The organism is Blautia parvula (assembly GCF_020215665.1).
GTDB classification, from domain to species: domain Bacteria; phylum Bacillota; class Clostridia; order Lachnospirales; family Lachnospiraceae; genus Blautia; species Blautia celeris.
Map to the genome: position 1 here is coordinate 6,065,386 of NZ_CP084061.1, position 21,849 is coordinate 6,087,234.

Here is a 21,849-nt window from a genome sequence, read left to right on the forward strand (position 1 = left end):
TCCCACCCCTCTGACGTTTTAAGTTACCAATAAGTCTATCATTTTTATAAATAAAATACAAGAAACAGATATTATTTTGTAACAGTTCAGACAAGCTGAACTGTTACGCATCCAGCCATTAAGAATCCCTTTGCGATGGGCTGGATGCCTGTCTTCGGTACGTTTTCATACGGTCAGCGCAGTAAATGCGCAGACCTGTCTGAACTGTTACATTATTTTACAAGATTGTATGACTGGAGGAGAATTGTGCGTAGAAAGATATATCCCTGGATCATATGTCTGATGAGTACGCTTCTGATTTCCTGCTGCATGGGAATCACGAATGGGACGTTTTCCGTGTTCCAGCCCTATCTGGTAGAAAGCGGTCTGACGAATACGCAGGCATCCATGATTCTTACCGTAAGGAACATATTTGGCTGTCTTGCGATTGCGTTTAGTTCTCAGTATTACGAACATATGGGACTGCGCAGGGGTATGACATGGAATGTCTGTATTGGAATGATCGCTTTTGTCATCTACAGTGCCGCAAGAATATATCCGGTATTCATGATTGGGGCGGCAATGTCCGGAATCTGTTATGGATGGGGCGGTATCCTGCCTGCTTCTATGCTCATCCGGCGTTGGTTTAAAAAGAACCGCACACTGGCTTTAGGAATCAGCGGCAGCGGCAGCGGTGTGGCAATGCTGATTTTACCAGTGCTCCTGACATCTGTTATCGAAAATAAAGATATGTATGCAGCTTTTAGATTAGATGCCCTTCTGATGGCCATAACTGCAGTTCTGCTTTATCTGACGATCAGAGAGTCTCCGGAGGAGGCAGGACTTATGCCCTGGGGTTATGAGGAAGAAAATGAGAAAAGGAAAGTTGTAAATGAAGGAGCCGGACTTACCTCCGGAGAATATGCAATGCTGCTTGTGTCCATGCTTTTCATGGGAATCAGTACCCAGCCGGAAGTCAATCATATATCGGTATATTTTCATGAACTGTCATTCGATCCTATGCTTGCCCCCAGGACAATATCCGTGATTGGATTTTTCCTGATCATCGGAAAGTGCGTGTATGGATATCTGGTTGATATCTTCCAGGCTTTTTATGTGAATCTGGTGTATTTTCTGGGAATTATTGCCGGACTGTTTTTTCTTGTTCTTTGCAAAAGTGGCAATACGGTGTTTGCATATATGGCGAGCGTGACACTGGGGTACGGGACGTCTCTTGCAACGGTGGGGATGATGTCCATTGCCGGAGATTTGGAAACTCCCGAAAAATACATGCGGACCGGAAAATATTTTCAATTGATATATCTTGGAGCAGTTCTGGTGTTCAGTGCGGTTCCCGGAATTGTAGCGGATGCAGCAGGAAGCTATCTGCCAGTATATATCTTGGCCCCGTGTCTGATGATCATAGGTATGATATTGGTGCAGACAGTATATATCCGGCATGGAAAAGGATTTATTCATAAGTAAAGGTTATTACATACTTAATTTTATAAAATTTACAAAACGCAGGAATTTGGTAAAATTTATATTAGATAGAAAAAACATTGATGATAAAAAAGGAGCGGAATGATTTATGGTTGAGTCGAACAAAGGCAAGCTGCTCGAACTTATTGAGAAGAAAAAAAAATGGATAAAAGGCGGCGGGGACGAAAAAATCAAAAGGCAGCATGACCGTGGAAAACTGACTGCGCGGGAGAGGCTGGGCCTGCTTTTCGACGAGGGGTCCTTTGTAGAGTATAATATGTTTGCCGGGCCGGATTGTAATCTGCATGGTTTGGATAAGGAATATGCACCGGGTGACGGTGTGGTGGTTGGGTACGGAAAGGTAAATGGACGTCTCACCTATGCAGTATCCCAGGATTTCACCGTACTCGGCGGCACTATGGGACAAAATCACTGCAAGAAAATTAATCATGCCAGTGAGGAAGCGGCCAGGAACGGCTGTCCTTGTGTTTATTTCTGGGACAGTGGTGGGGGACGTATTCAGGAGGCTCATTTCCGCGATGTGATCAAGTGTACCATGCTGGCAGCGAAAAACTCCGGATATATTCCCACTGTGTCAGTTATTATGGGAGCCTGTGCAGGTGGTTCTGCTTATGCCCCGATTTTGAATGACTATATGATCTGCGTAGATAAAACCAGTAAATTTTTTCTCTGTGGACCGGATGTGATCAAGGCAGTTACCGGTGAAACAGTCAATGATGAGGAACTGGCCGGAGCCTGGACAGAGAATATGATTTCCGGAAATGCACAGCAGTGGGCAGCCAATGATGAGGAAGCTGTCTGGCATGTGAAGAAATATCTGAGCTATATGCCGCAAAACTGTAATGAGAAGACGACCATTTACCCTTACAAGGATGATATTGAACGCCGTATCATGGAGTTGGACACTATCATTCCGGATGATTCTAAAAAGCCATACAGCTGTCATAAAGTGATTGAACTTCTGGCCGACGAGAACAGTATTTATGAGTATCAGCCTTACTGGGCACGGAATATTGTCTGTTGTTTTGCGCGCGTGATGGGAGAGACGGTTGGTTTTATTGCTAACAACACAGAGGTGAAGGCAGGATGCTTTGACATGGATGCGTCCGATAAATTTGCCCGTTTTGTGGATATTTTGGATTGCTACAACATCCCGATGATCACTCTTACGGATACACCCGGTTTTCTACCTGGAAAAAATCAGGAACATGGAGGCATCATCAGACATGGTGCAAAAACTTTGGAGGCCTGTTACCGTGCTACGATTCCGAAAATTCAGGTGGTCCTCAGGAAAAACGTTGGCGGTGCCTGTCTGCCTATGGGATATAACCTATTCAATTTAGATGTAAACCTTTATTGGCCGACTTTCGACTATGGTATCATGAATCCAGAATCTGCATGCAGGATCATTATGAAAAACAAGATGAAGGCGGACCCGCAACATGCGGATGAAATTTTGGCGGAAGCCGTCCATGAATTTACAGAGGCCAGGACACCGTATTCTATGTGTGCACACATGTGGGCGGATGATATTATTGAACCGAATGAGACCAGAATGCGTTTGATCAAGGCGCTGGAATTTTTGAGAAATAAGAACCCGGAACTCATACCAATTCCGGAAAGAAAGAAGAAACATTCCGTCTCTCCGAGATAGGGAGACTGGAGGAAAGGGGAGTGAAAAGATGGGAATTCGTCCATTAGAAGGTTACAGAGTATTTGATTTCACAGTGGCAAAGTCCGGGCCGTATTGTACAGCTATTTTGGCGGATTTTGGTGCGGAGGTAATACATATTGAGAATCCGGCACGTCCGGATCCGGTACGTGCAATGAAGCCAGGCTATGATGGGACATCCACAGAATATTTAAATATTCACCGTGGGAAAAAGTCTGTTCAAATAAATGCAAAGACGGAGGCAGGGCGTGAACTGGCCTATAAGCTGCTCAAAAAGTGTGATGTGTTTGTGGAGAATGGTAAGCCTGGATCAGCGGAAAAGATGGGGCTTGGATATAAAACGGTAAAGGCGGTGAAGCCAGATATTGTCTATGCGTCAATCTCGGGCTTTGGGCAGGATGGACCTTATCGGGATCGTGCCGCATTTGACACTGTAGTCCAGGCTATGAGCGGATTTATGAGTCTGACCGGACCGCTGGGTGGTCCATTTACCAAGGCGGGGCCATCTATGTCAGATATGATCACCGGAATTATGACGGCTCTCGGTGTAGCTATGGGATTACTCCGAAGAGAGAAGACAGGGGAGGGAACTTACCTGGATGCATCCATGTTTGATATATATACTTCCTTGATGGAAGCTGCAATTGCAGATTATGTCAATGCCGGAGTTATCAGGAGACCTATTGGAAACCGCCATCCGTCTAACTCGATTGCAGAACCGGTAAGATGTAAGGACTCAGAATTTATTCTCCAGATGTTCGGCGATGAGATGCACAGACGTTTCTTTGCAGAGTTTGATATGCCGGATCTGACGAAAGATGAGCGCTTTAAGGATGGAGCATCCCGTGTGGCAAACAGAGATGTCTTGATTGATGAATATGTGAATCCGGCGCTAGCAAATTATACTATGGCAGAATGCCGTGAAAAGCTGACCCGTGCAAAATGCCCATTTGGTGAAATGAATACCATCGAGCAGCTGGTAGAGGACCCGCAGTTCAGACATCGTGAATGTATGATTCCGGTTACGGATTCAAAGAATGGTACATATCAGATTTATGGATCTCCGTTTAAGTTCAATAACTTTGACATGCCGAGGAAGACTTTTGCAGCACAAGCTGGTGAGCACAATGTAAGCGTACTCCGGGATGTGCTGGACATGAAGGATAATGAGATTAAAGACATTTTCGGCCGAATGGGTGTGAATGTGGATATTTAAGGAAGGAGGAGTTCTTAATGAACCAGGCGGTTGTACAGATTCCGCTGAATGGCCTGTTGGTATCAATAGCAGTCATTGTTTGCGTTATTATATATCTGAAATATAAATCATCCACACATGACAGGGGTGGAACTGCGCAGCAGGGACCCGTTCCTTTTTCCGAACCAAGACCATTTGCAGAGCCGATTCCGCCGGTACGGATGCCGGCAGCTCCAGTCGTGCCGGTGGCTGACAGAAAAATACGGCCGAGCCGTTATGTCTATGACCAGCAGTATTTCGAGCGTCATTATGCAATGCTTGAAGGCAGTGTGGATGAAGTACCGGCCAAGGTAGGCAGTGAGGTGAAAAAAGGTGATATTATACTGAAAATCAGGCATCAAGGGATAGAATGCGACCTGCGTGCATCGGCAGAAGGACGGGTCCGCGAAATAAATTGTAAGGCAGGAAGTTCTTTTCGGAGAGATGAACTTTTATATGTCATCCAGTAGGAGCGTATGTTATGATCGGAACAACGAAAGAACGTTTGATGGAACTAGACCGATTGTATCCGCATTGGGAAGAAGATACACTGTGGACCCGGTTTAAAAAAAATGCGATATATTTTCAAGACCATGTTTTTTTGATATACAAAGACCGTGAGTATACTTATGCTGAGTCGCTTCAGGAGGTTAACCGGCTTGCAAAGAGTTGTTATGCATGTGGTATGAGCGGGCAGCATGTTGCAATTTTGCTTTATAATTCTCCGGAGTTTGTATTTCTAACTTTTGCACTTGCTAAAATTGGTGCAGTAAAAGTGCCAATCAATATGAAACTGTCCATGGAAGAGAAGGCATATATCATACGGCAGTCTGATTGTCACTATGTAATTGGTCATGCCATTGATAAAATTCCTTTTAAATCGCTCTCTTCATTTGTGAAGTGTATAGTAATCTGTCATGGAGAAGAGCCGGATACACAGACGGAAAACAAAATAATTGAATGGTCACATTTCTTTGGTATGGGACAGGAGTTAGTTGATTCTCAATGTTTTGCAGTGTCAACTCCCGAATGCCTGTCTGATATTCTGTATACATCCGGAAGTACAACATTTCCTAAAGGGGTCATGTTAACGCATGATATACTGCTTCGCTCTTCTTTTGGAACATGCCGTACCAGGAGAATGGAGCTGGGGAGAAGGATATTCGTTCCGATTCCCTTATATCATATTTTTGCGTACAATGAGGGACTTTTGGCAGCCCTGTGGGTAGGTGGATGTATTGTTTTAGCCCATAAAAAGGCTGATGGTGAGTATATTTTAAATTTACTAGAGAGGAGCAGGGCTAACGATATTATCTGTGTACCAGTCATCATGATCCATCTTCTGGAGGCACTTGGTGAACAAAATGCAGAGTTTCCTTTTTTACATGCCGGATATTGGGCATCAACCTGTCCTGACTGGGTGTGGAATGCGGCCAAGGAAAAGCTGGGTATCAGCGATGTGACAACCGGTTATGGAATGACAGAGTGTGGTTCGACAACTACTATGTTTTCTCCAAATTGTACGACAGAAGAATTGATAGGATATCAAGGGTATAGGAAAGACTGCGGCTGTGCCGGAGATGGAGCGCCTGACGGGAAACTTTTGGAGATGCAGATTCGGGATGCAGAGACAGGAAATGAGATTTTGGTGGGACATACCGGCGAATTATATTGCCGTGGACTCACTGTGACAAAGGGATATTATAAAAACGATGAAGCGAATCAAAAGAGTTTTGATAAAGATGGTTGGTTTGCAACGGGAGATATCGGTAAAATGGATCTACGGGGGCGATTTACTTTTCAGGGAAGAAAAGATCACATGTATAAAATTAATGGTGAGAATGTGTCACCGCAGCATCTGAATTATGTGATCGGCAGTTGCCGGCAGGTGAAAGCGGTTGAAACTGTTGGGATTGAGAGTATGAGATATGGTGCGGTGGGCGTTGCCTTTATAGATTTGGAGAATGACACAAAAGAGTGCAGGAATGAAATTACTGACTATATTTTCAGACATCTGTCCAAGTTCCAGATACCAAAATACATTGTATGCGGAGACAGCAGTTCTTGGCCACGTACTTCTTGTGGAAAGATAGCACCTGGAGAATTGAAAAAAACAGCATTGATTTATGTGGAATGTTATGAAAAAAAGCATATGAAAAAAGGAGGAAAGGCTATTATATGGATATAAAGCAAGAAAAACCGTTGACGGAGAAGACGGAAAAGCCGCATCCTCTGAGCGCAATGCCAAAATCAAAGCATATTGTGGTAGATACAGAGGCATGCGGTGGATGCCTGACCTGTGAGTTTGCATGTTCTGCCCGGCATTTTGAGGGGGTATGCAATGCGGATTATTCCGCAATTCAGATTGGTGCGGATATGCTGGATTATCATTTTGATGCGGCTGTATGCCGGCAGTGCAGGTCTGCTTCTTGTGTGGCTGTATGTAAAAAAGGCGCTTTGAAATTTGATGAGCACACAGGGGCGAGATATGTGGATAAGGAATTATGCATAGGATGCGGACTTTGTGTAAAGGCCTGTCCGTTTTCAGATGAAAAAAATCCTTTGATCAGACGCGTGCGAATAGGAAAAAAGCAGGTGATTGTGAAATGTGATCTCTGTCATGGGTTTGAAGACGGTCCACTCTGTATCAAGATCTGTCCGAAACAGGCGGTTTCATTAAAATAGGAGGTTGGGTATGAGCAGGAAATTGGAATATGGATGGAACGGAAAGATGTTGCTGATCGATGTGGCGGCTCAAACCTCTGAAGTGCTGGATATATCAGAGTTGTGTGATGAATATATCGGATGCCGTGGGATTGCGGCTAAATTAGTTGAGGAATATGGACACCCGGGTGTAGGAGCTTATGATTATGACAATGATTTGATTTACATGGTCGGACCTTGCTGCGAGACTCCGGTGTTGGCCGGCAGCCGCGGATATTTCTTTGGTGTTGGACCGCAGTGCTACCCAGAACACTGGACACGCTCATCTATAGGCGGACGTGCAAATCTGGGTATGAAACAATGTGGGGTTGACGGTATTATCTTAAAACATAAATCAAAAGAACCTGTGGTGATTGAAGTTACGGATGACACGAAGGAACCGGTGCATTTTTATGATGGAACGCCTTACTGGGGAGCTCTTAGTGTGGATACCCAGAAGATGATGAAACAAAAATTTGGCCAGGAAACTGAGTCCTGTGTGATTGGGCCGGCAGGGGAGAACCTTGTGCGCTTTGCAGGTGTTTTCAGTGACCGCGATAACGCCGCAGCACAGGCAGGTTTTGGCGCGGTATTTGGAGACAAAAAGATTAAAGCAGTTGTATTTAACGGGCATCAGGGAACACGGGTACAAGATCTGGATACAATTCTGAAACTTAGGGAGGAATGCTTTGGATTGAAAGCTATTCCGAAGCAGAGGGATCCGCTTCCCGGCACGATGGGTATCGGTTCTGCTCCTACAGGAGCAAAAATAATAACGCAGGAGATTCTTGATAAAGGCGAGGCCTCTTATATTACCCAGAAGGGAAATGCCTGTGCTGGCTGTGGTATCCCATGCCATCTGGCCGGATATACCTTTGTACGCGGTTCAAAAGGCGCTTATCAGACGAACTGTGATACCACCAATAGTTCCAAATGTGTTGCGAAATTTGTCTATGGATGGGCTGCCCTTTGCCCCATGGAACTGGAATGGCTGGAAAAAGGGCTTGGAAGGAATTACCGTTGGCCCATGGATTTCCGTCGTGGTGCAGAATGTGCTTATATGATCAACAACTATGGTTTGAATTCCTGGGAAGTCGTGTCCTTGTTCATGTGGCTGACTGAACTGGAGTGTGCCGGTGTAGATATGGATAAATTGACAGGCGTGCATTGGGATGTGGACGATCCCACCTTGTTTCCTCGTATTATTGAAATGTATGTCTACAGACGCGGATTCGGCAATCAATTGGCAGAAGGAATGGCCAGATGCGGCGAAGAGATGGGCGGCATCTATCGCAAGTACAGCGATCATGCAGTACAGGGTATGTGTAACCATTCTCTCGGAACCGGCGGCTGGTTTGCGCTGAAATATCCATACTGGATATCCTGTGCACTGATGGCAGCAGTAGGGACAAGGGATCCCATGTCTGATCAGGGTCACAAATATCCGGATTTTTGCGGAAGAAGAGAACCATTTTTACGTCTGCCGGAGTTGGCGAAGGAGTATTATGGTGCAGATGGAACGATTGATCCGGACCCGGCATGGAAAGAGTCCATGGACGAGGAAACTTATCATGACATGGCTTATGCACAGAAAGAATATGTCTCCCGAACGATGGAGTTGTACGGAATTATCTTAGGATCCGGAGTATTTTGTGATACGGTCTATCCTCAGACGCTCGCTCCGAAGAGAGAAGACCGTGGATATAAAGGTGACTGGGAGATGATGGCGAAACTTCTTACTGCGGTCACTGGCGTGGAATACGATAATGAAAGTCTGTTTGCCCGTGCAGAGAAGATCTGGAACATGGAGCGCTGCTACAATGTTTTGGAAGTGGGAAGATGCAAGAAGGATGACATGCAGATCATCCATTGCCATGATGCAAGGGATGGAGATTGGACAACAGGGACCAAAATTGATCCGGTTCGTTTCGAAAAACTCCTTGACCGTTATTATAAGCTTGTAGGCTGGGATGAAAATGGAATCCCGACAAGAGAGAAATTATTAGAGTTAGGCCTTGATAAGTATAATGAGCGTATCAAGGAGATTCGGGCCAGAGGAGGGCATGCGTGATGAAAGAAAATATGGAGTTTTATGCCAGGTGCTCTTATTTCTGGCCAAAATTCCACGACGAGGGCGCAATCGTGTACAGCACGGTCGTGGAATGTGGATATAAGGAACCGTTAACCTGCAGAACCAGGGAAGAGGCAGATGCGATAATAAAAAAAATGAATGAAGATCGTCCTTGTCCTAAATGTCAAAAGATTCATAAATGGAAAGCTATGACGGAATTTGAAATTGGCCAGCAGGAAAATATGATTGCAAATATTATGAATAAAGATATTTCCAAACAGAGATAAAATTGTCAGATAGATAATATGTCAGGAGGAAAAGATATATGAGGACATGGTTGATCACAGGATGCTCCAGCGGAATGGGAGCAGGTATTGCAAAGGCTGTGCTCGCGAAGGGTGAGCAGGCGGTCATTACTGCGAGGAGCGCGGAAAAGATGAAAGAAATCTGTGATAAATATCCGGAGACTGCTTTGGGGATTGCATTGGATGTGTGTAGTCAGGAAAGCATTGATGCAGCATTTGATGCGGCGGTTGCCAAATTTGGTAAGATTGATGTTTTGGTCAATAATGCAGGCTATGGGTACCGTTCATCTGTGGAAGAGGGCGATAAGGAGGCTGTCTATGAGCTGTTTGAGACCAACACATTCGGACCTGTGGAATTGATAAAAAAAGTGCTTCCGGGAATGAGAGAAAGACGTAGTGGTGCGATAATTAACATCACTTCCATTGCAGCAGTACGTTCTGCAGTGGGCTCTGGCTATTATGCAGCAAGCAAGGCGGCTTTGGAGTATATCAGTGAGGGACTTTATAAAGAGGTAAGTCCACTTGGCATCAAGGTTATGATCGTGGAGCCGGGGGCTTTTAGGACCAGTTTTTATAAGGAGAACAACCTGAAGGGAAGTGAGCATAAGATCAGTGATTATGCAGAGACTGCATGGACAAGGGATCCGAAACTTGGATCACATAAGATTAACCAGCTTGGTGATCCGGATGCCATTGGTAACGTGTTAATAGAACTGCTTGACAGGGAGGATACTCCCCAGCGCTATGTGATGGGTTCTGATGCCTACAAAGCTGTAAGTGGTGCACTGAAAAATCGAATCATAGAGGTAGAGAAATATAAAGATTATAGTTTTCGTACTGATTTCAAGGAAGGAGAAGGCTCTACTCTAAATATCTAGTCTTTTACAGTAACTTCATAATATACAGGGTGCGGCAGCAGGATAACAAGCTTGCTGCCGTTTCTCAATATAATAGGGGAAAATTTTATGAAAAATGTATCTACAAGACGATATGTTTATCTGGTACTGAATTTTGTTATTTTGCTTCTATTGGGAATTGCCTACGCATGGTCAATATTTGTCGGTCCGTTGGAAAATGCTTATGGATGGACCAGAATGCAGACTTCACTGGCATTTACGATTCTCATGGTTGGTTTTTCCGGAGGAAGTCTCCTGGCAGGAATATTAGCGAAAAAAATCGGGTTTTCTAAAATATCCATGATTGCCTCCTTATTGGTTGGCGGAGGGCTTGTGGCAACTGCTTTTACCAGTAGTATTTCGGTGCTCTATGTGACCTATGGTGTGCTTGCAGGCCTTGGTATCGGTATGATCTATAACACTATTGTATCTGTAATTCCCCTATGGTTCCCGGATAAGAAAGGGATGGTCACGGGTCTTCTTCTGATGGGTTATGCGTTGTCCACTAGTATTTTAAGTCCCATATGCCAGTGGCTTCTGGTCTCTTTTGGACCAAAGACGACGTTCTTGACTTTTGGAATTTTGGATTTTGTAGTATTTCTACTTGGCAGCTTTTTTATGAAAGAACCGAATACAGCGGAACTTGTTGAACTGCCGGAGATACAGACGACAATTGCTGATCAGGAAATGAAAAATTATACTACCAGCGAAATGCTGCATTCTGTAAAATTTTATGTATATTTTCTGGGCGCGAATTTTTTGGTCATGTCTGCACTTGGATATTTGAATCATGTGGCTCCGGCTCTGCAAAGTGAGATGGGGATGTCAGCAGTGACGGCTGCTTATGTTGTAAGCGCTATGAGTTTATGTAACGGAGTTGCGAGACCTTTGGCCGGGCGGATGTTTGATAAGTTTAGTATCAGGTTTGTGCTTCGGGTTATTTGCCTTATTTATGCAGTATCCGCATCTCTGGCAGTGTTTGCGCTGAACAGTCATGCGACATGGCTTTTGGTTGTTGCGTCATGTTTGCTTCTATTTGGATATGGTTTTCAGGGGGCATCACTTCCGTGTGTGATTCGGAGATTTTATGGGAATGAATACTTCTCTATGAATTATTCTATTGTCAGTCTGGTAAGTCTGACAGCATCCTTTTGTCCAAGTTTCGTAGGAAAAATGCAGGTTCTGTCCGGTTCCTACTCTTTGGGGTTTGCAGTGATGGCTGTTTGCTGCGTAGCCTCGATTCCGCTGATGTTTATAGCGGGGATAGAAAAATAATATTATAAATAAGCCATACGCTTGGCTGGAGTGCATGGCTTATAGATAAGAAAAACGGGAGAACCTTTTCCCTTCTTATATATTGCCATACAAATTAGAATGTGTCTAGTGCGATAGATTTATAGAGATATTAAAAAACTAATTATTCATGTATACTTCTGTGGTAAAATGATTAAAAAAAGAAAACCTTAATAGTGGAATAAATTTTTTAAATCGTTATAGGAGAGAAGGGACATATGGATTATAATCAGATTCAGCGTTTTTTAATGATTGTAAAGCATTCAAATCTAAGTGGGGCAGCAAAGGAACTGTATATTTCACAACCGGCGCTCAGCTTGTCATTGGCTAATATGGAAAAAGAGTTAGGTATGCCGCTTTTCTATCGGGTGAAAAATCGTCTGGTCCTGACACCAGAGGGAGAGACTCTGCTGGAGAACTTTGAACATGTAAAAGATGCATTCGACCAATTGGAGGAGAAGAAAAAGAGTCTTCAGAAAGTGGAGGAACGCAGTATTCGTTTAGGATGCCTTGGTAATTCACTATTTTACGCAACAATGTTTATGGATAACTTTTTACAAGCGGATGGAATCACTATTGAAACAGTATGTGCTGACACAGAGACTACGGTAGAGATGCTGAAAAACGGACAGTTGGATTTTGTTATTACCTCACCGCCGTTGGAGGGCCGCGCGATTGGCAACATTAACTTGTATCGGGAAAATATTGTACTTGTAACTTCGCAGAACCATAGGTTATCTGAAAAGAGTGGTCTAATGCTGAAAGATTTGGAGCATGAAAAATTATTCGGTTTGTCCAGGCAGCATTATTTCAGGAAGTTGTGTGATCGTCTGTGTCGGGAAAAGGGTTATATGCTGGACTATCAGATGGAAATGAATATGCTGGACTATTATAGTGCAATAAAAAAACATCAGTATTTGGACGATTTTATTGCGTTTTGTGCAGAGGATAGTTTTGAATCATTGTATGGGGAAGGGTATGTCAGCCATCCAATCCTGGATTCAGACTTTACACATATGACGGTACTGTCCTTCATGGCAGAGAGAAAATTACACTTTCAATATGAGGATTTTGTTAATCATCTGATTCAGCAATATCCGCAGCAGAGAAAGTTGTATGAAAAAATTTATCGGTATATTGTAGCTGGTTATATCAATGAAAGTGGAAAAGAAGAATGAATATCTTAACTTTATTTGGTGAACGGATAGCAGAATTTGCGGTTACTGTCCCATCAAAAGGTCATAAGAGATTTTATATTGATGCGTTTCTGAATATCTATGGATGTTTATTGGGGGGAATAAAAAAGAATATCATAGATGTACTCGCGGGATTTTACAATCAGGATGCCGGAGGAACAGGAAGATATCATCCTATAGGGAGAAGAGAACGGATGTCCATTGCTTCCTGTGTGGCAGTGGATGCGTTGTCTATGGCAGATTTGGCATATGATGATATCCAGTATGGCACAACACTGCATCCCGCAGGTCCGGTGGCAGCGGCAATCTTGGGTTTGGCAAGAAGAATGCCGATAAGCGGCATACAGGCAATACAGGCGTTTCAAGTTGGAATGGAAGTTGAATGCAGGATGGCAGTCTGTATGCTGGGGGAGAAGGCAGGTGCTGAAAAGGGATGGTTTCCGACTGGCATCACGGGAGGAATTGGTGCGGCTTCAGCATGTGGCTATTTGTTTGGTTTTAATAAGGAACAGATGCAGACGGCGCAAGCCTTGGCAGCTGTACGCGCATGCGGAAATAGGGGGACCCACGGATCAAATGCGGCAATGTTAGTACATGCAATTGCTGCAGAATCTGGTTATACAGCTGCAGCATTGACAGCAAATGGATTTAACTGCAGCCCAAGTGCATTAACCGGGGAAAATGGTTTGATCCGGCAGCTTGCGCATACCCCAAATGTGGAAGAAGCGTTGGCAGGGCTGGGAGAAGTATATGTATGTGAGAGTACATCCTGCAAACCATATCAATATGGATTTATTGCCTTCGCGGTGATTGATTGTTGTGAGCAACTCAACAGGATTATTAGAGAGTGTGGGAGACAGCCTGCAAAGCTTACAGCATTTGTTTCCCCTGATGTATATTTGCTGGGAAGAGAGCCGGATCCGCAGGTTGTTGAGGCGGCAGCGGTTTCCCTGAAGTATCTTATACAAATGGCGGTTCTGACCCCTGAATATATTTATCGAGAACTGGGTACACATTTTTATCCGCGTGAATACGCAAACGGTGGACTTGAAGTAGAATTGGTTCAGGACTTACAGATGACAGATGAACAGGCAAGATTATATATAGAGTTTACGGATACAAGCACCTGTGAAGTTTTCTGCAGTGAGGCGCCCGGCTCACCGAAAAATCCAATGAGCACTCAGATGGTTAAAGAAAAATTCCTACGTCTTGCGATGTCCAGACTGGAAGAAAGAGATGCAGTACGGCTTATGACCCGGTTGGAAAATATTGATGAGGAGAATACGATTAAGTTTCTGATTCAGAAATGGTCCAGTGGGAAATTTGATCACCATATATAACTCTCTTTGATATTCAGATAAATATAACAAATTAGACAATGCAGCAGATACTTTTTATAATTTAATTAAAAGTATTTTAAATAGGAAAGAGGTAAGAATATGAAGAAATATACAATTTATCCACTTGCACTTTGTGAGCCCATGCCTGAGGCTGCTGCTGCTTTTTATTATAAGGATTACAAGGGTGCTCCAGTGATGTTTATTTATGGATGTTTTTGTCTGGAGGATAATGAGACAGGGGATTTGGTTATGGTAGATACCGGACTTGCATCACAGGAGGATATAACAAAATATAATTATCCGTTTCGTAGAATCGATGGAGCACCGAACTTGAAGAGCGTGATGGATGCAAAGGGGTTGGAACCACAGAAAGTAAAACATATCTTCTTTACACATTTACATCAGGATCATTGCTTTAACCTGGAGCTGTTTCCAAATGCAGTGATGTATGTACAAAAGATAGAGCTTCAGCATGCGGTAACACCGAATCCCATTGAAGCCAAATCGTATCAAAAATTTAAACTTCCCGGACTGCCTGCATGGGCAAAAGCATGGGGACAGATACAGACAATAGAAGGTGATAAAAAAGGTCTGGTCGATGGTATAGAGGTGATGTTTACGCCGGGACATACACCAGGAAGTATGTCCGTAATTGCCGATACTGAAACAGGAAAATACATTATGTGCGGAGATTTGTTTTATACAGTTGAACAATATGAAGAGGGAAGAATGAATGGAAACTTTACCAGCCTGGATGAATGGTATCACTCCAGAGATAAGGTGCTGAATTATGTAAAGGAGAACAATGCCCAAATTTTGATGGTCCATAATCCAGATACATATATGGTAGATGTTTACGGCAGCAGAAAAGGGGTACAATATGAATTATAAAATTTACCCGATTAATCAGGGGACCAGAATTATGGACATCCATGATGTAGTATATCGCCAGCCAGTAGGTGAAGACGTTTCTTTTGCATATGGTGCATTTTTACTGAAGGACGCCAAGGGAAAGTTGATTATGGTAGACAGTGGAGCTCCAAGTCTTTCAGAAGTCAGAGAAAAGGGATACCCCTTGCGAACCCCGGATGAAGATATTGATATGGTGGAGGAAGTGCGGAAACATGGTGTTGATCCGGCAGAAGTATCCATGATCATCTATACACATCTTCATTGGGATCATGCATGGAATACGAACAGTTTTCCAAATGCCACATTGATTGCACAGGCGGCGGAGATGGCAGCTGCTATCAACCCTATGAAAATTGGAAGAAAATCTTATGGGTTTATGGAGGAGAGCAATGGCCCAGAGTGGCTGCACTCGATTATGCGCTTTCAGGCTGTAAATGGAGATGTGGAAATACTTCCAGGTATTCGAGTCATAATGACACCCGGGCATACCATCGGAAGCCAGTCTGTACTGGTGGATACTGAAAAGGGTGTCTATATGCTGCCAGGTGATTGGATCATGTGTGACAGAAACCTGGATATGGAACTACCGGGAGGAAGCACGCCAGATGTTGCAGCTTGGTACCAGTCTTTGGAAAAGGTGAAAAAGCTGGAGTTTGCAGGAATTCTTCCTTGTCATGATCCAAAGACGTACACGGAAATGTATTATGGTTGATAAGAAAAGAAATGTAGAGGACTGGGTTCGGTTGGCAAAAGAGATTGGTTTTTCCCATGCGGGCCCACTGGATCCAAAAACATTAAAAACTGAAAATTGGGTTCGTGAGACTTGTTCGTCAGATAAATGCCATGCGTACGGACATAATTGGACCTGTCCGCCTGCATGCGGGACTCTGGAGGAATGCGGGGGGCAGATGGAACAATATGAGTATGGAATCCTGCTTCAGACAGTGGGCATTTTATCCCGGTCTATAGATTACAAGGCTTATATGAAAACGGAAGAGGAGCATAAGGTCTGCTTTCTGAAGTTTATAGAGAAAATCAAATCAGTTTATCCAGAGGCTCTTTGTCTTGGGGCAGGAGGATGTAGGATATGCGTGCACTGCGCCTATCCGGGGCCATGCCGTTTTCCGCGAAAGGCATGTTCCTCCATGGAAGCTTATGGATTATTTGTGACCCAAGTATGCCGTGATAACCATATGGACTACTATTATGGTCCACAGACAATTACATACACTGCATGTGTATTATTTTGAATGGTATGTTTTGGAACTCTTGTATGTTATAATACAGACAAGGGAAAAGAAATCAGAAAACACAGAAAATAATGTGTTGTATCAGGCAATATTATATATGCTGGGAGATGGAAGGTTGCCGAGTTATTACCTTTGTAGATTGATATTTTTTTACACCTAAATATTCATATGGATAAGCCCTGGCACATGCTGGGGCTTCTACTTTATTCAAAGCCTTATTTGAATTATTATATATTTGCCTAAAATTGTAAAATTTTTTATAGATACTATTGACAGAAACAATTCTGACAGATATATTATGTTTATGGCAAAGTACAGCCACTTAGAAACCAGTTGACTTGAAAATAAGAAAGGAGGACAACCATGACACAGAAAAACTTAACTACAACAATATCAACAGTAAACTACAGAGAGCGGATTGTCCTTGTGACGGATTCTGAAGCATAATTCAAAAAATCTAAAATATCATCTATCATTTGATATTTCTGGTTCTGTTTCAGTGTTTCATAAAGAAGATCATCCGGCATCTCTGTTTTGAGGTGCTTTTTGTATGCCTAAATACAAGGAGCATAAGAGAAAGGATTTTTATGAAAACAGTAAGCGGAGTCTATACTTCTGCAAAAATATTCACAGATACAATAGAAGACTATGCTCTGGCGCAGATACAGATGCTTTGTGACAATGAAGCGTTCAAAGAATGCCGGGTCAGGGTTATGCCGGATGTACATCCGGGAAAAGCAGGGACCATTGGTTTTACATCTACCATAGCAAAAAGGGTGCTCCCCAGTGTTGTTGGGATCGATATGGGATGCGGTATCACCATTGCCAGGCTGAAACAAAAAAAGGTGGAATTCCAAAGACTGGATAAGGTCATCCGGGAGAATGTCCCTGCAGGATTCCATATCAGGAAAAAGCTTCATAGATTCCACGAGATGCTCACACTCGGGGAATTGAGATGCAGGCATCATGTAAATGAAAAGAAAGCGGTCCATAGTCTGGGAACCCTGGGCGGCGGAAACCATTTCATAGAGCTTGACAAAGACGAAGAGGACGGTCTCTACGTTATCATCCATTCCGGCAGCCGGCACCTGGGGCAGGAGATCACAGAGCACTATCTGAGGACGGGACAGGAACAATTGAAAGAAAGAGGGCTGCAGGTTCCGTATGAGCTGACATGGCTGGAAGACACCCTTATGGAGGAATATATCGGTGATTTGTCAGTTGCAGTACAGTTTGCAGAGCTTAACCGGGCGGCGATCCTGGATGAACTGGTCAAAGGAATGAAATGGAAAGTGCTGGAAACATGGTCATCCGTTCATAACTATATTGACATATCCGGCGGGGAAAGGATCTTGAGAAAAGGTGCAGTATCCGCAAAGAGTGGAGAGAAAGTCGTGATCCCTGTCAATATGCGGGATGGGATCCTTTTGGGAACAGGACTGGGGAATGCAGACTGGAATGACTCCGCACCGCATGGTGCAGGGCGCATTATGAAGAGGGAAGATGTAAAGCAGCGTTTCACAGTCTCACAGTTTAAATCCGAAATGAAAGGTATTTACTGTACCTGCATAGATAAAGGGACGCTTGACGAAGCGCCATTTGCTTACAGGGGAATGGATGAGATCACGGAACGAGTCACAGACACGGTACGGATAGAGAAACTGATCCGGCCATTGTACTGCTATAAAGCAGGCAGTGAATGACAAGAGAAGAGGTGATAAGAATGGCAAAATACAGAGAAATGCCATGCAAATATTATATTGCTTTAGGACAGTGTAAAAAGGGCAGGGAGGCCTGCCATAAGACCTACTGTCAGCACTGCGGGAAATATGAACCGAGGGCAAGAGCCAGGTCTGTCAACAAAAAGAAACAATACAACGAAACACAGCGCAGTAAAATTTCTGCGTAACAGGGAGTCCTCTTCCATATGTGAATGACTCCTTTGGAAAGGACATATTTATGAATTTACCGATCACAGTCACGCAGAGTGACTTATCAGAGATATTATTAAATATAGCACCTGTAAGGCCTGTCTTTATCTGGGGCGCACCCGGCATCGGCAAGTCAGCTTTGGTACAACAATTTGCTGAAGAAGTAGGCCTTACATGTGTTTCATTACTGGGAAGCCAGCTTGCGCCGGAAGATATCATTGGTATCCCACAGATCCAGGAAGACGTGAGCACTTTTCTTCCTCCTAAAATGATCGCCAGAAAAGAACCTTATGTACTTTTTCTGGATGAACTAAACGCCTGCTCTCAGGAAGTGCAGAAAGCATTTTACAGCCTGATCCATGAAAAGAGGATCGGAGAATATCATCTTCCTGAAGGCAGCATTGTGATCGGAGCCGGAAACCGCACACAGGACTCTGCCATTGTGAAGACGGTGTCTTCTGCACTCATCAACAGAATGTTCCATGTACAGTTAAAAGCGGACCCCGCACAATGGCTGACCTGGGCGTATACAAACGGGATCCATCCCTGGGTAACGGATTACCTTGCTCAAAGACCGGATCATTTGTTTTCCGAACCTCCTAAAACGGAAGAACCGTATTCTACACCCCGTTCCTGGCACATGCTGAGTGATGCGTTAAAAGAATATGATGCAGGAAAAAAAGCAATACCGGAAAATATGCTCCGCATGATCACATATGGATGTATTTCAGCAAGTCACGCAGGAATGTTTCTCGCATTTACGAAACAGTTGGGAAATCAGCATCTTCTTATGGATATCATCAAAGGGGAAGCCAAATGGCCTTCCAAACCGGAGGAACGGGATGTATTATATTTCCTTGCACAGTCTTTTCGTGCAAAACTGCTTCATGAGCTTCCCGCCAATAAGCAGAATCTGGGAAAAGAAAAACAGTATTTTGCCCACAGGGCAAAGGCGCTCATAAAAGAACTCTCGTTGCTCAACCATGAGATCGCTCAGATGGTCGTATCCGCTGACGAAGGAAAAGTTCTTCCAGAATGGTTCATGATCGAGGTCATAAGAGACCTGCCAAGACTTATCGTGGATAAATAGCGGGAGCGGGGGTGATAATAAATGTCTGATCCAAAGAAGAAAAAGAAAAGATCACAAAAAGAAATAAATCTTGAAAATTTAGAAGCCGGTATCAGGATCATCAGAGATCATACCCTCTTTGGCACATTGAGTTACAGGATCCAATATATAAAAAGCCCCTTTTTAGGTAAAGGCTCTTATTGCTGCGTTGATTCACAAGAAAGGATTTATGTAAATGAAAAGGAGTATCTGCCGCCAAGAGGATGGGCATACGCCATCGCTCACTGTATCCTCCACCCGGCGTTCGGTCATTTTGATGCGGAGCACATGCCTGGATTTGATATGATCCAGCCTGACGGGACTAAGATCAGGAAAGTGGAATGCATCCCTGAGCTATGGAATATGGCCTGTGATATCTATGTGACAAAATTTTTATATGATATCAAATTCAGTTCGCCCATCCATGCCGACCCTCTTGCACATTTTCCCAGCGGGTTGAACGAAGAGATTAAAATATATCAGTATTTATTAGAAAATGATCCTGTTTCAAGGAAGAACATTTATAGTACGGCTTCCTTGGGAAAGATGGATATGGTCGGTCTGGAACGTCCTGTTACATATGACAAAAGTAAAAATGAATATAATGGATTTGCGGCGGCCTTTGCCTATGAGTTAGCACGGTCTGTATCAAAAGCAGTCAGCAGTGCCGGCGGTCATACGATCCTGGACCCGGGAGCATCTTCCCATGCCATGACTGCGGCAAAATGGTTTGTGGATCATTATCCCCTTCTGGGCGGGATTGCGGCACACTTTAAGATCATAGAAGATTACCGTTACTGCCAGAAAAATGAAATACAGATAGCCGCCATTGACGTATCCCTGGGGGAACTGTACGTGAATCCTACCATGCACTTTTCAACAGACGAATGGAAATTTATTCTGGCCCATGAGTATCTCCATGCCGGACTGCAGCATCATAGCCGCTGCCAGGGACGGAATCCCTACCTTTGGAATGTTGCCTGTGATTTTGTCATCAATGGATGGCTGCATGATATGCAGATCGGTTCCATGCCCGCGGATGGATTGTTATATGATGAATCCTTAAATGGACTATCTGCAGAGACTGTCTATGACATGATCGTAAGGGATATGAAAAAATATACAAAGCTGAACACCTTCAGAGGATACGGCAAAGGCGATATGATCGGAAGCAGCCGCGCTAAACCCAGTGATACATCCTCTATGGATCTGGATGAATTCTGCAGGAGTGCCCTCCAACAAGGTCTTACTTATCAGGAAGAACATAACCGCGGATTTATCCCGGCAGGTCTGATCGAAGAAATACGTGCATTATCCATGCCGTCAATCCCGTGGGATGTGGAACTGGCTAACTGGTTTCAGGTATATTTTGCGCCTCTGGAAAAGTACCGCACGTATGCAAGACCAAGCAGACGCCAGGCATCCACTCCTGCTATCCCGAGGCCGCGTTATCAGACGCATGATATTCCCACTGACAGCCGTACCTTCGGAGTGGTAGTTGATACTTCCGGTTCTATGTCCGCAAAACAGATCGGGATGGCATTGGGATCGATCGCGAGTTATTCGGCTGCTCATGATGTTCCCTTCGCAAGAGTAGTCTTCTGCGATGCCGCTGCCTATGATGCCGGTTATCTGTCACCAGAAGATATTGCCGGGCGGATCCAGGTGAAAGGCAGAGGCGGGACTATATTGCAGCCGGGTATCAGCTTATTGGAAAATGCTCCTGATTTTCCAAAAGATGGGCCGATACTCATCATTACAGATGGACAGATTGAAAACAAAGTCACAATCACACACGAACACGCATGGCTCCTGCCGAAAGGCGGGTATGGGCTGCCGTTTCGCAGTAAAGCGCCTGTATTTCGTTTTACGGAATAAAGAGGGAAGAATAGTTGGACAGTTAGGGTATTGTAAAGGTTTTGAATATGTTAAGGATAGTGGAGCAACGGTCAGGATCCGTTGCTCCTATTTTGAGACTTTTCTTCATAGTCTCGTTTAAAGATTTTTTGTTTACAACAAAGTTTAATACACCTGTTATTGAACAAACTTTTATTGATGCCATAGACCGGATCATTGATGAGATTAATTCCGTTCGTGATATTTTTGATGAATTTGAACGTATCACACCACATTGCTTTAGGCATACATTCGTCACAAGATGTATAGAAAGTGGCATGAAACCTAAAGTGTTGCAAAAAATTTGGGGACACGCTACTTTACAGATGACAATGGATTTATACGCTCATGTTTTACCACAAATGGAAATTGACAAAATTGAACTACTAGAAAATGAAATGAAAAAAATGGATGACATGGACATGCAAATCGCTAATGAGCGTTACGAAGCCAGAAGAAAACAAAAAGGCAAAGTCATAGAACTTTCAACGATAACGGGATAATGGTGTCAGATTGGTGTCAAATTCTGTTTTATTGGTGTCACAAAGGCATAAAACCCA

20 protein-coding genes are annotated in these 21,849 nt (G+C 43.8%); all 20 read left to right on the plus strand.

All coding sequences use genetic code 11. The annotated features are described in order from the left end of the window. The first annotated feature begins 246 nt into the window (after positions 1-246). The 20 genes from LC508_RS27430 to LC508_RS27525 all read left to right on the plus strand — a co-directional run bounded on the left by LC508_RS27430 (position 247) and on the right by LC508_RS27525 (position 21,792). Positions 247-1,464 carry an MFS transporter gene (locus tag LC508_RS27430; RefSeq protein ID WP_158587228.1) on the plus strand — a complete coding sequence of 406 codons (1,218 nt, stop codon included), beginning with the start codon at positions 247-249 and terminating at the stop codon, positions 1,462-1,464. Positions 1,465-1,570: 106 nt separating this feature from the next. Then, positions 1,571-3,136 carry an acyl-CoA carboxylase subunit beta gene (locus LC508_RS27435; protein WP_118593805.1) on the plus strand — a complete coding sequence of 522 codons (1,566 nt, stop codon included), beginning with the start codon at positions 1,571-1,573 and terminating at the stop codon, positions 3,134-3,136. A 28-nt stretch (positions 3,137-3,164) separates the two neighbouring features. After that, positions 3,165-4,370 (plus strand): CaiB/BaiF CoA transferase family protein, encoded by a 1,206-nt coding sequence (locus LC508_RS27440; RefSeq protein ID WP_103732337.1) that lies wholly within the window; start codon positions 3,165-3,167, stop codon positions 4,368-4,370. 17 nt (positions 4,371-4,387) lie between these two features. Then, a complete protein-coding gene (locus tag LC508_RS27445; protein WP_103732336.1) occupies positions 4,388-4,858 on the plus strand; it encodes a biotin/lipoyl-containing protein in 471 nt (156 codons plus the stop codon). 11 nt (positions 4,859-4,869) lie between these two features. Beyond that, the gene (locus tag LC508_RS27450) at positions 4,870-6,576 is read left to right on the plus strand and encodes a class I adenylate-forming enzyme family protein (RefSeq protein WP_103732335.1); all 1,707 of its coding nucleotides are present in this window, start codon (positions 4,870-4,872) and stop codon (positions 6,574-6,576) included. After that, entirely contained in the window at positions 6,567-7,073 is a 507-nt protein-coding gene (locus LC508_RS27455; protein ID WP_103732334.1) for a 4Fe-4S dicluster domain-containing protein, read from the plus strand. The genes LC508_RS27450 and LC508_RS27455 overlap by 10 nt, the downstream gene beginning before the upstream one ends. Before the next feature lie 10 nt (positions 7,074-7,083). Then, positions 7,084-9,162 carry an aldehyde ferredoxin oxidoreductase N-terminal domain-containing protein gene (locus LC508_RS27460; protein WP_103732333.1) on the plus strand — a complete coding sequence of 693 codons (2,079 nt, stop codon included), beginning with the start codon at positions 7,084-7,086 and terminating at the stop codon, positions 9,160-9,162. Then, a complete protein-coding gene (locus LC508_RS27465) occupies positions 9,162-9,449 on the plus strand; it encodes a hypothetical protein (RefSeq protein WP_054353318.1) in 288 nt (95 codons plus the stop codon). The genes LC508_RS27460 and LC508_RS27465 overlap by 1 nt, the downstream gene beginning before the upstream one ends. Before the next feature lie 38 nt (positions 9,450-9,487). Continuing rightward, entirely contained in the window at positions 9,488-10,345 is an 858-nt protein-coding gene (locus LC508_RS27470) for an SDR family NAD(P)-dependent oxidoreductase (RefSeq protein ID WP_103732332.1), read from the plus strand. Positions 10,346-10,432: 87 nt separating this feature from the next. After that, positions 10,433-11,638 (plus strand): MFS transporter, encoded by a 1,206-nt coding sequence (locus LC508_RS27475; protein WP_146051721.1) that lies wholly within the window; start codon positions 10,433-10,435, stop codon positions 11,636-11,638. A gap of 236 nt (positions 11,639-11,874) precedes the next feature. Next, positions 11,875-12,834: a LysR family transcriptional regulator gene (locus LC508_RS27480; RefSeq protein WP_054353315.1), complete on the plus strand. Its 960-nt coding sequence runs from the start codon at positions 11,875-11,877 to the stop codon at positions 12,832-12,834. Continuing rightward, positions 12,831-14,192, plus strand: a complete 1,362-nt coding sequence (locus tag LC508_RS27485) for an MmgE/PrpD family protein (protein WP_103732971.1) — start codon at positions 12,831-12,833, stop codon at positions 14,190-14,192. The genes LC508_RS27480 and LC508_RS27485 overlap by 4 nt, the downstream gene beginning before the upstream one ends. A gap of 99 nt (positions 14,193-14,291) precedes the next feature. Continuing rightward, complete coding sequence (locus tag LC508_RS27490) at positions 14,292-15,083, plus strand: N-acyl homoserine lactonase family protein (protein ID WP_225305276.1); 792 nt, start codon at positions 14,292-14,294, stop codon at positions 15,081-15,083. Then, positions 15,073-15,816 (plus strand): N-acyl homoserine lactonase family protein, encoded by a 744-nt coding sequence (locus LC508_RS27495; RefSeq protein WP_158587227.1) that lies wholly within the window; start codon positions 15,073-15,075, stop codon positions 15,814-15,816. Before LC508_RS27490 ends, LC508_RS27495 begins: the two co-directional genes overlap by 11 nt. Beyond that, entirely contained in the window at positions 15,809-16,354 is a 546-nt protein-coding gene (locus LC508_RS28830) for a DUF2284 domain-containing protein (RefSeq protein WP_103732968.1), read from the plus strand. The genes LC508_RS27495 and LC508_RS28830 overlap by 8 nt, the downstream gene beginning before the upstream one ends. 587 nt (positions 16,355-16,941) lie before the next feature. After that, positions 16,942-18,057: an RtcB family protein gene (locus LC508_RS27505; RefSeq protein ID WP_103733108.1), complete on the plus strand. Its 1,116-nt coding sequence runs from the start codon at positions 16,942-16,944 to the stop codon at positions 18,055-18,057. Positions 18,058-18,077: 20 nt separating this feature from the next. Then, the gene (locus LC508_RS27510; protein WP_103733109.1) at positions 18,078-18,263 is read left to right on the plus strand and encodes a hypothetical protein; all 186 of its coding nucleotides are present in this window, start codon (positions 18,078-18,080) and stop codon (positions 18,261-18,263) included. Positions 18,264-18,313: 50 nt separating this feature from the next. Beyond that, positions 18,314-19,375, plus strand: coding sequence for an AAA family ATPase (locus LC508_RS27515; protein WP_103733110.1), 1,062 nt, complete (start codon positions 18,314-18,316; stop codon positions 19,373-19,375). Between the two features lie 21 nt (positions 19,376-19,396). Beyond that, positions 19,397-21,271, plus strand: a complete 1,875-nt coding sequence (locus LC508_RS27520) for a vWA domain-containing protein (protein ID WP_118593804.1) — start codon at positions 19,397-19,399, stop codon at positions 21,269-21,271. A gap of 47 nt (positions 21,272-21,318) precedes the next feature. Then, positions 21,319-21,792, plus strand: a complete 474-nt coding sequence (locus tag LC508_RS27525) for a site-specific integrase (protein WP_118593803.1) — start codon at positions 21,319-21,321, stop codon at positions 21,790-21,792. Positions 21,793-21,849 lie beyond the last annotated feature (57 nt).

Excerpts from the sequence above, each read along its gene's own strand:
- LC508_RS27435 (WP_118593805.1), top strand. The coding sequence starts at position 1,571 with ATGGTTGAGTCGAACAAAGGCAAGCTGCTCGAACTTATTGAGAAGAAA.
- LC508_RS27440 (WP_103732337.1), top strand. The coding sequence starts at position 3,165 with ATGGGAATTCGTCCATTAGAAGGTTACAGAGTATTTGATTTCACAGTG.
- LC508_RS27445 (WP_103732336.1), top strand. The coding sequence starts at position 4,388 with ATGAACCAGGCGGTTGTACAGATTCCGCTGAATGGCCTGTTGGTATCA.
- LC508_RS27450 (WP_103732335.1), top strand. The coding sequence starts at position 4,870 with ATGATCGGAACAACGAAAGAACGTTTGATGGAACTAGACCGATTGTAT.
- LC508_RS27455 (WP_103732334.1), top strand. The coding sequence starts at position 6,567 with ATGGATATAAAGCAAGAAAAACCGTTGACGGAGAAGACGGAAAAGCCG.
- LC508_RS27460 (WP_103732333.1), top strand. The coding sequence starts at position 7,084 with ATGAGCAGGAAATTGGAATATGGATGGAACGGAAAGATGTTGCTGATC.
- LC508_RS27465 (WP_054353318.1), top strand. The coding sequence starts at position 9,162 with ATGAAAGAAAATATGGAGTTTTATGCCAGGTGCTCTTATTTCTGGCCA.
- LC508_RS27470 (WP_103732332.1), top strand. The coding sequence starts at position 9,488 with ATGAGGACATGGTTGATCACAGGATGCTCCAGCGGAATGGGAGCAGGT.
- LC508_RS27475 (WP_146051721.1), top strand. The coding sequence starts at position 10,433 with ATGAAAAATGTATCTACAAGACGATATGTTTATCTGGTACTGAATTTT.
- LC508_RS27480 (WP_054353315.1), top strand. The coding sequence starts at position 11,875 with ATGGATTATAATCAGATTCAGCGTTTTTTAATGATTGTAAAGCATTCA.
- LC508_RS27485 (WP_103732971.1), top strand. The coding sequence starts at position 12,831 with ATGAATATCTTAACTTTATTTGGTGAACGGATAGCAGAATTTGCGGTT.
- LC508_RS27490 (WP_225305276.1), top strand. The coding sequence starts at position 14,292 with ATGAAGAAATATACAATTTATCCACTTGCACTTTGTGAGCCCATGCCT.
- LC508_RS27495 (WP_158587227.1), top strand. The coding sequence starts at position 15,073 with ATGAATTATAAAATTTACCCGATTAATCAGGGGACCAGAATTATGGAC.
- LC508_RS28830 (WP_103732968.1), top strand. The coding sequence starts at position 15,809 with ATGGTTGATAAGAAAAGAAATGTAGAGGACTGGGTTCGGTTGGCAAAA.
- LC508_RS27505 (WP_103733108.1), top strand. The coding sequence starts at position 16,942 with ATGAAAACAGTAAGCGGAGTCTATACTTCTGCAAAAATATTCACAGAT.
- LC508_RS27510 (WP_103733109.1), top strand. The coding sequence starts at position 18,078 with ATGGCAAAATACAGAGAAATGCCATGCAAATATTATATTGCTTTAGGA.
- LC508_RS27515 (WP_103733110.1), top strand. The coding sequence starts at position 18,314 with ATGAATTTACCGATCACAGTCACGCAGAGTGACTTATCAGAGATATTA.
- LC508_RS27520 (WP_118593804.1), top strand. The coding sequence starts at position 19,397 with ATGTCTGATCCAAAGAAGAAAAAGAAAAGATCACAAAAAGAAATAAAT.
- LC508_RS27525 (WP_118593803.1), top strand. The coding sequence starts at position 21,319 with ATGTTAAGGATAGTGGAGCAACGGTCAGGATCCGTTGCTCCTATTTTG.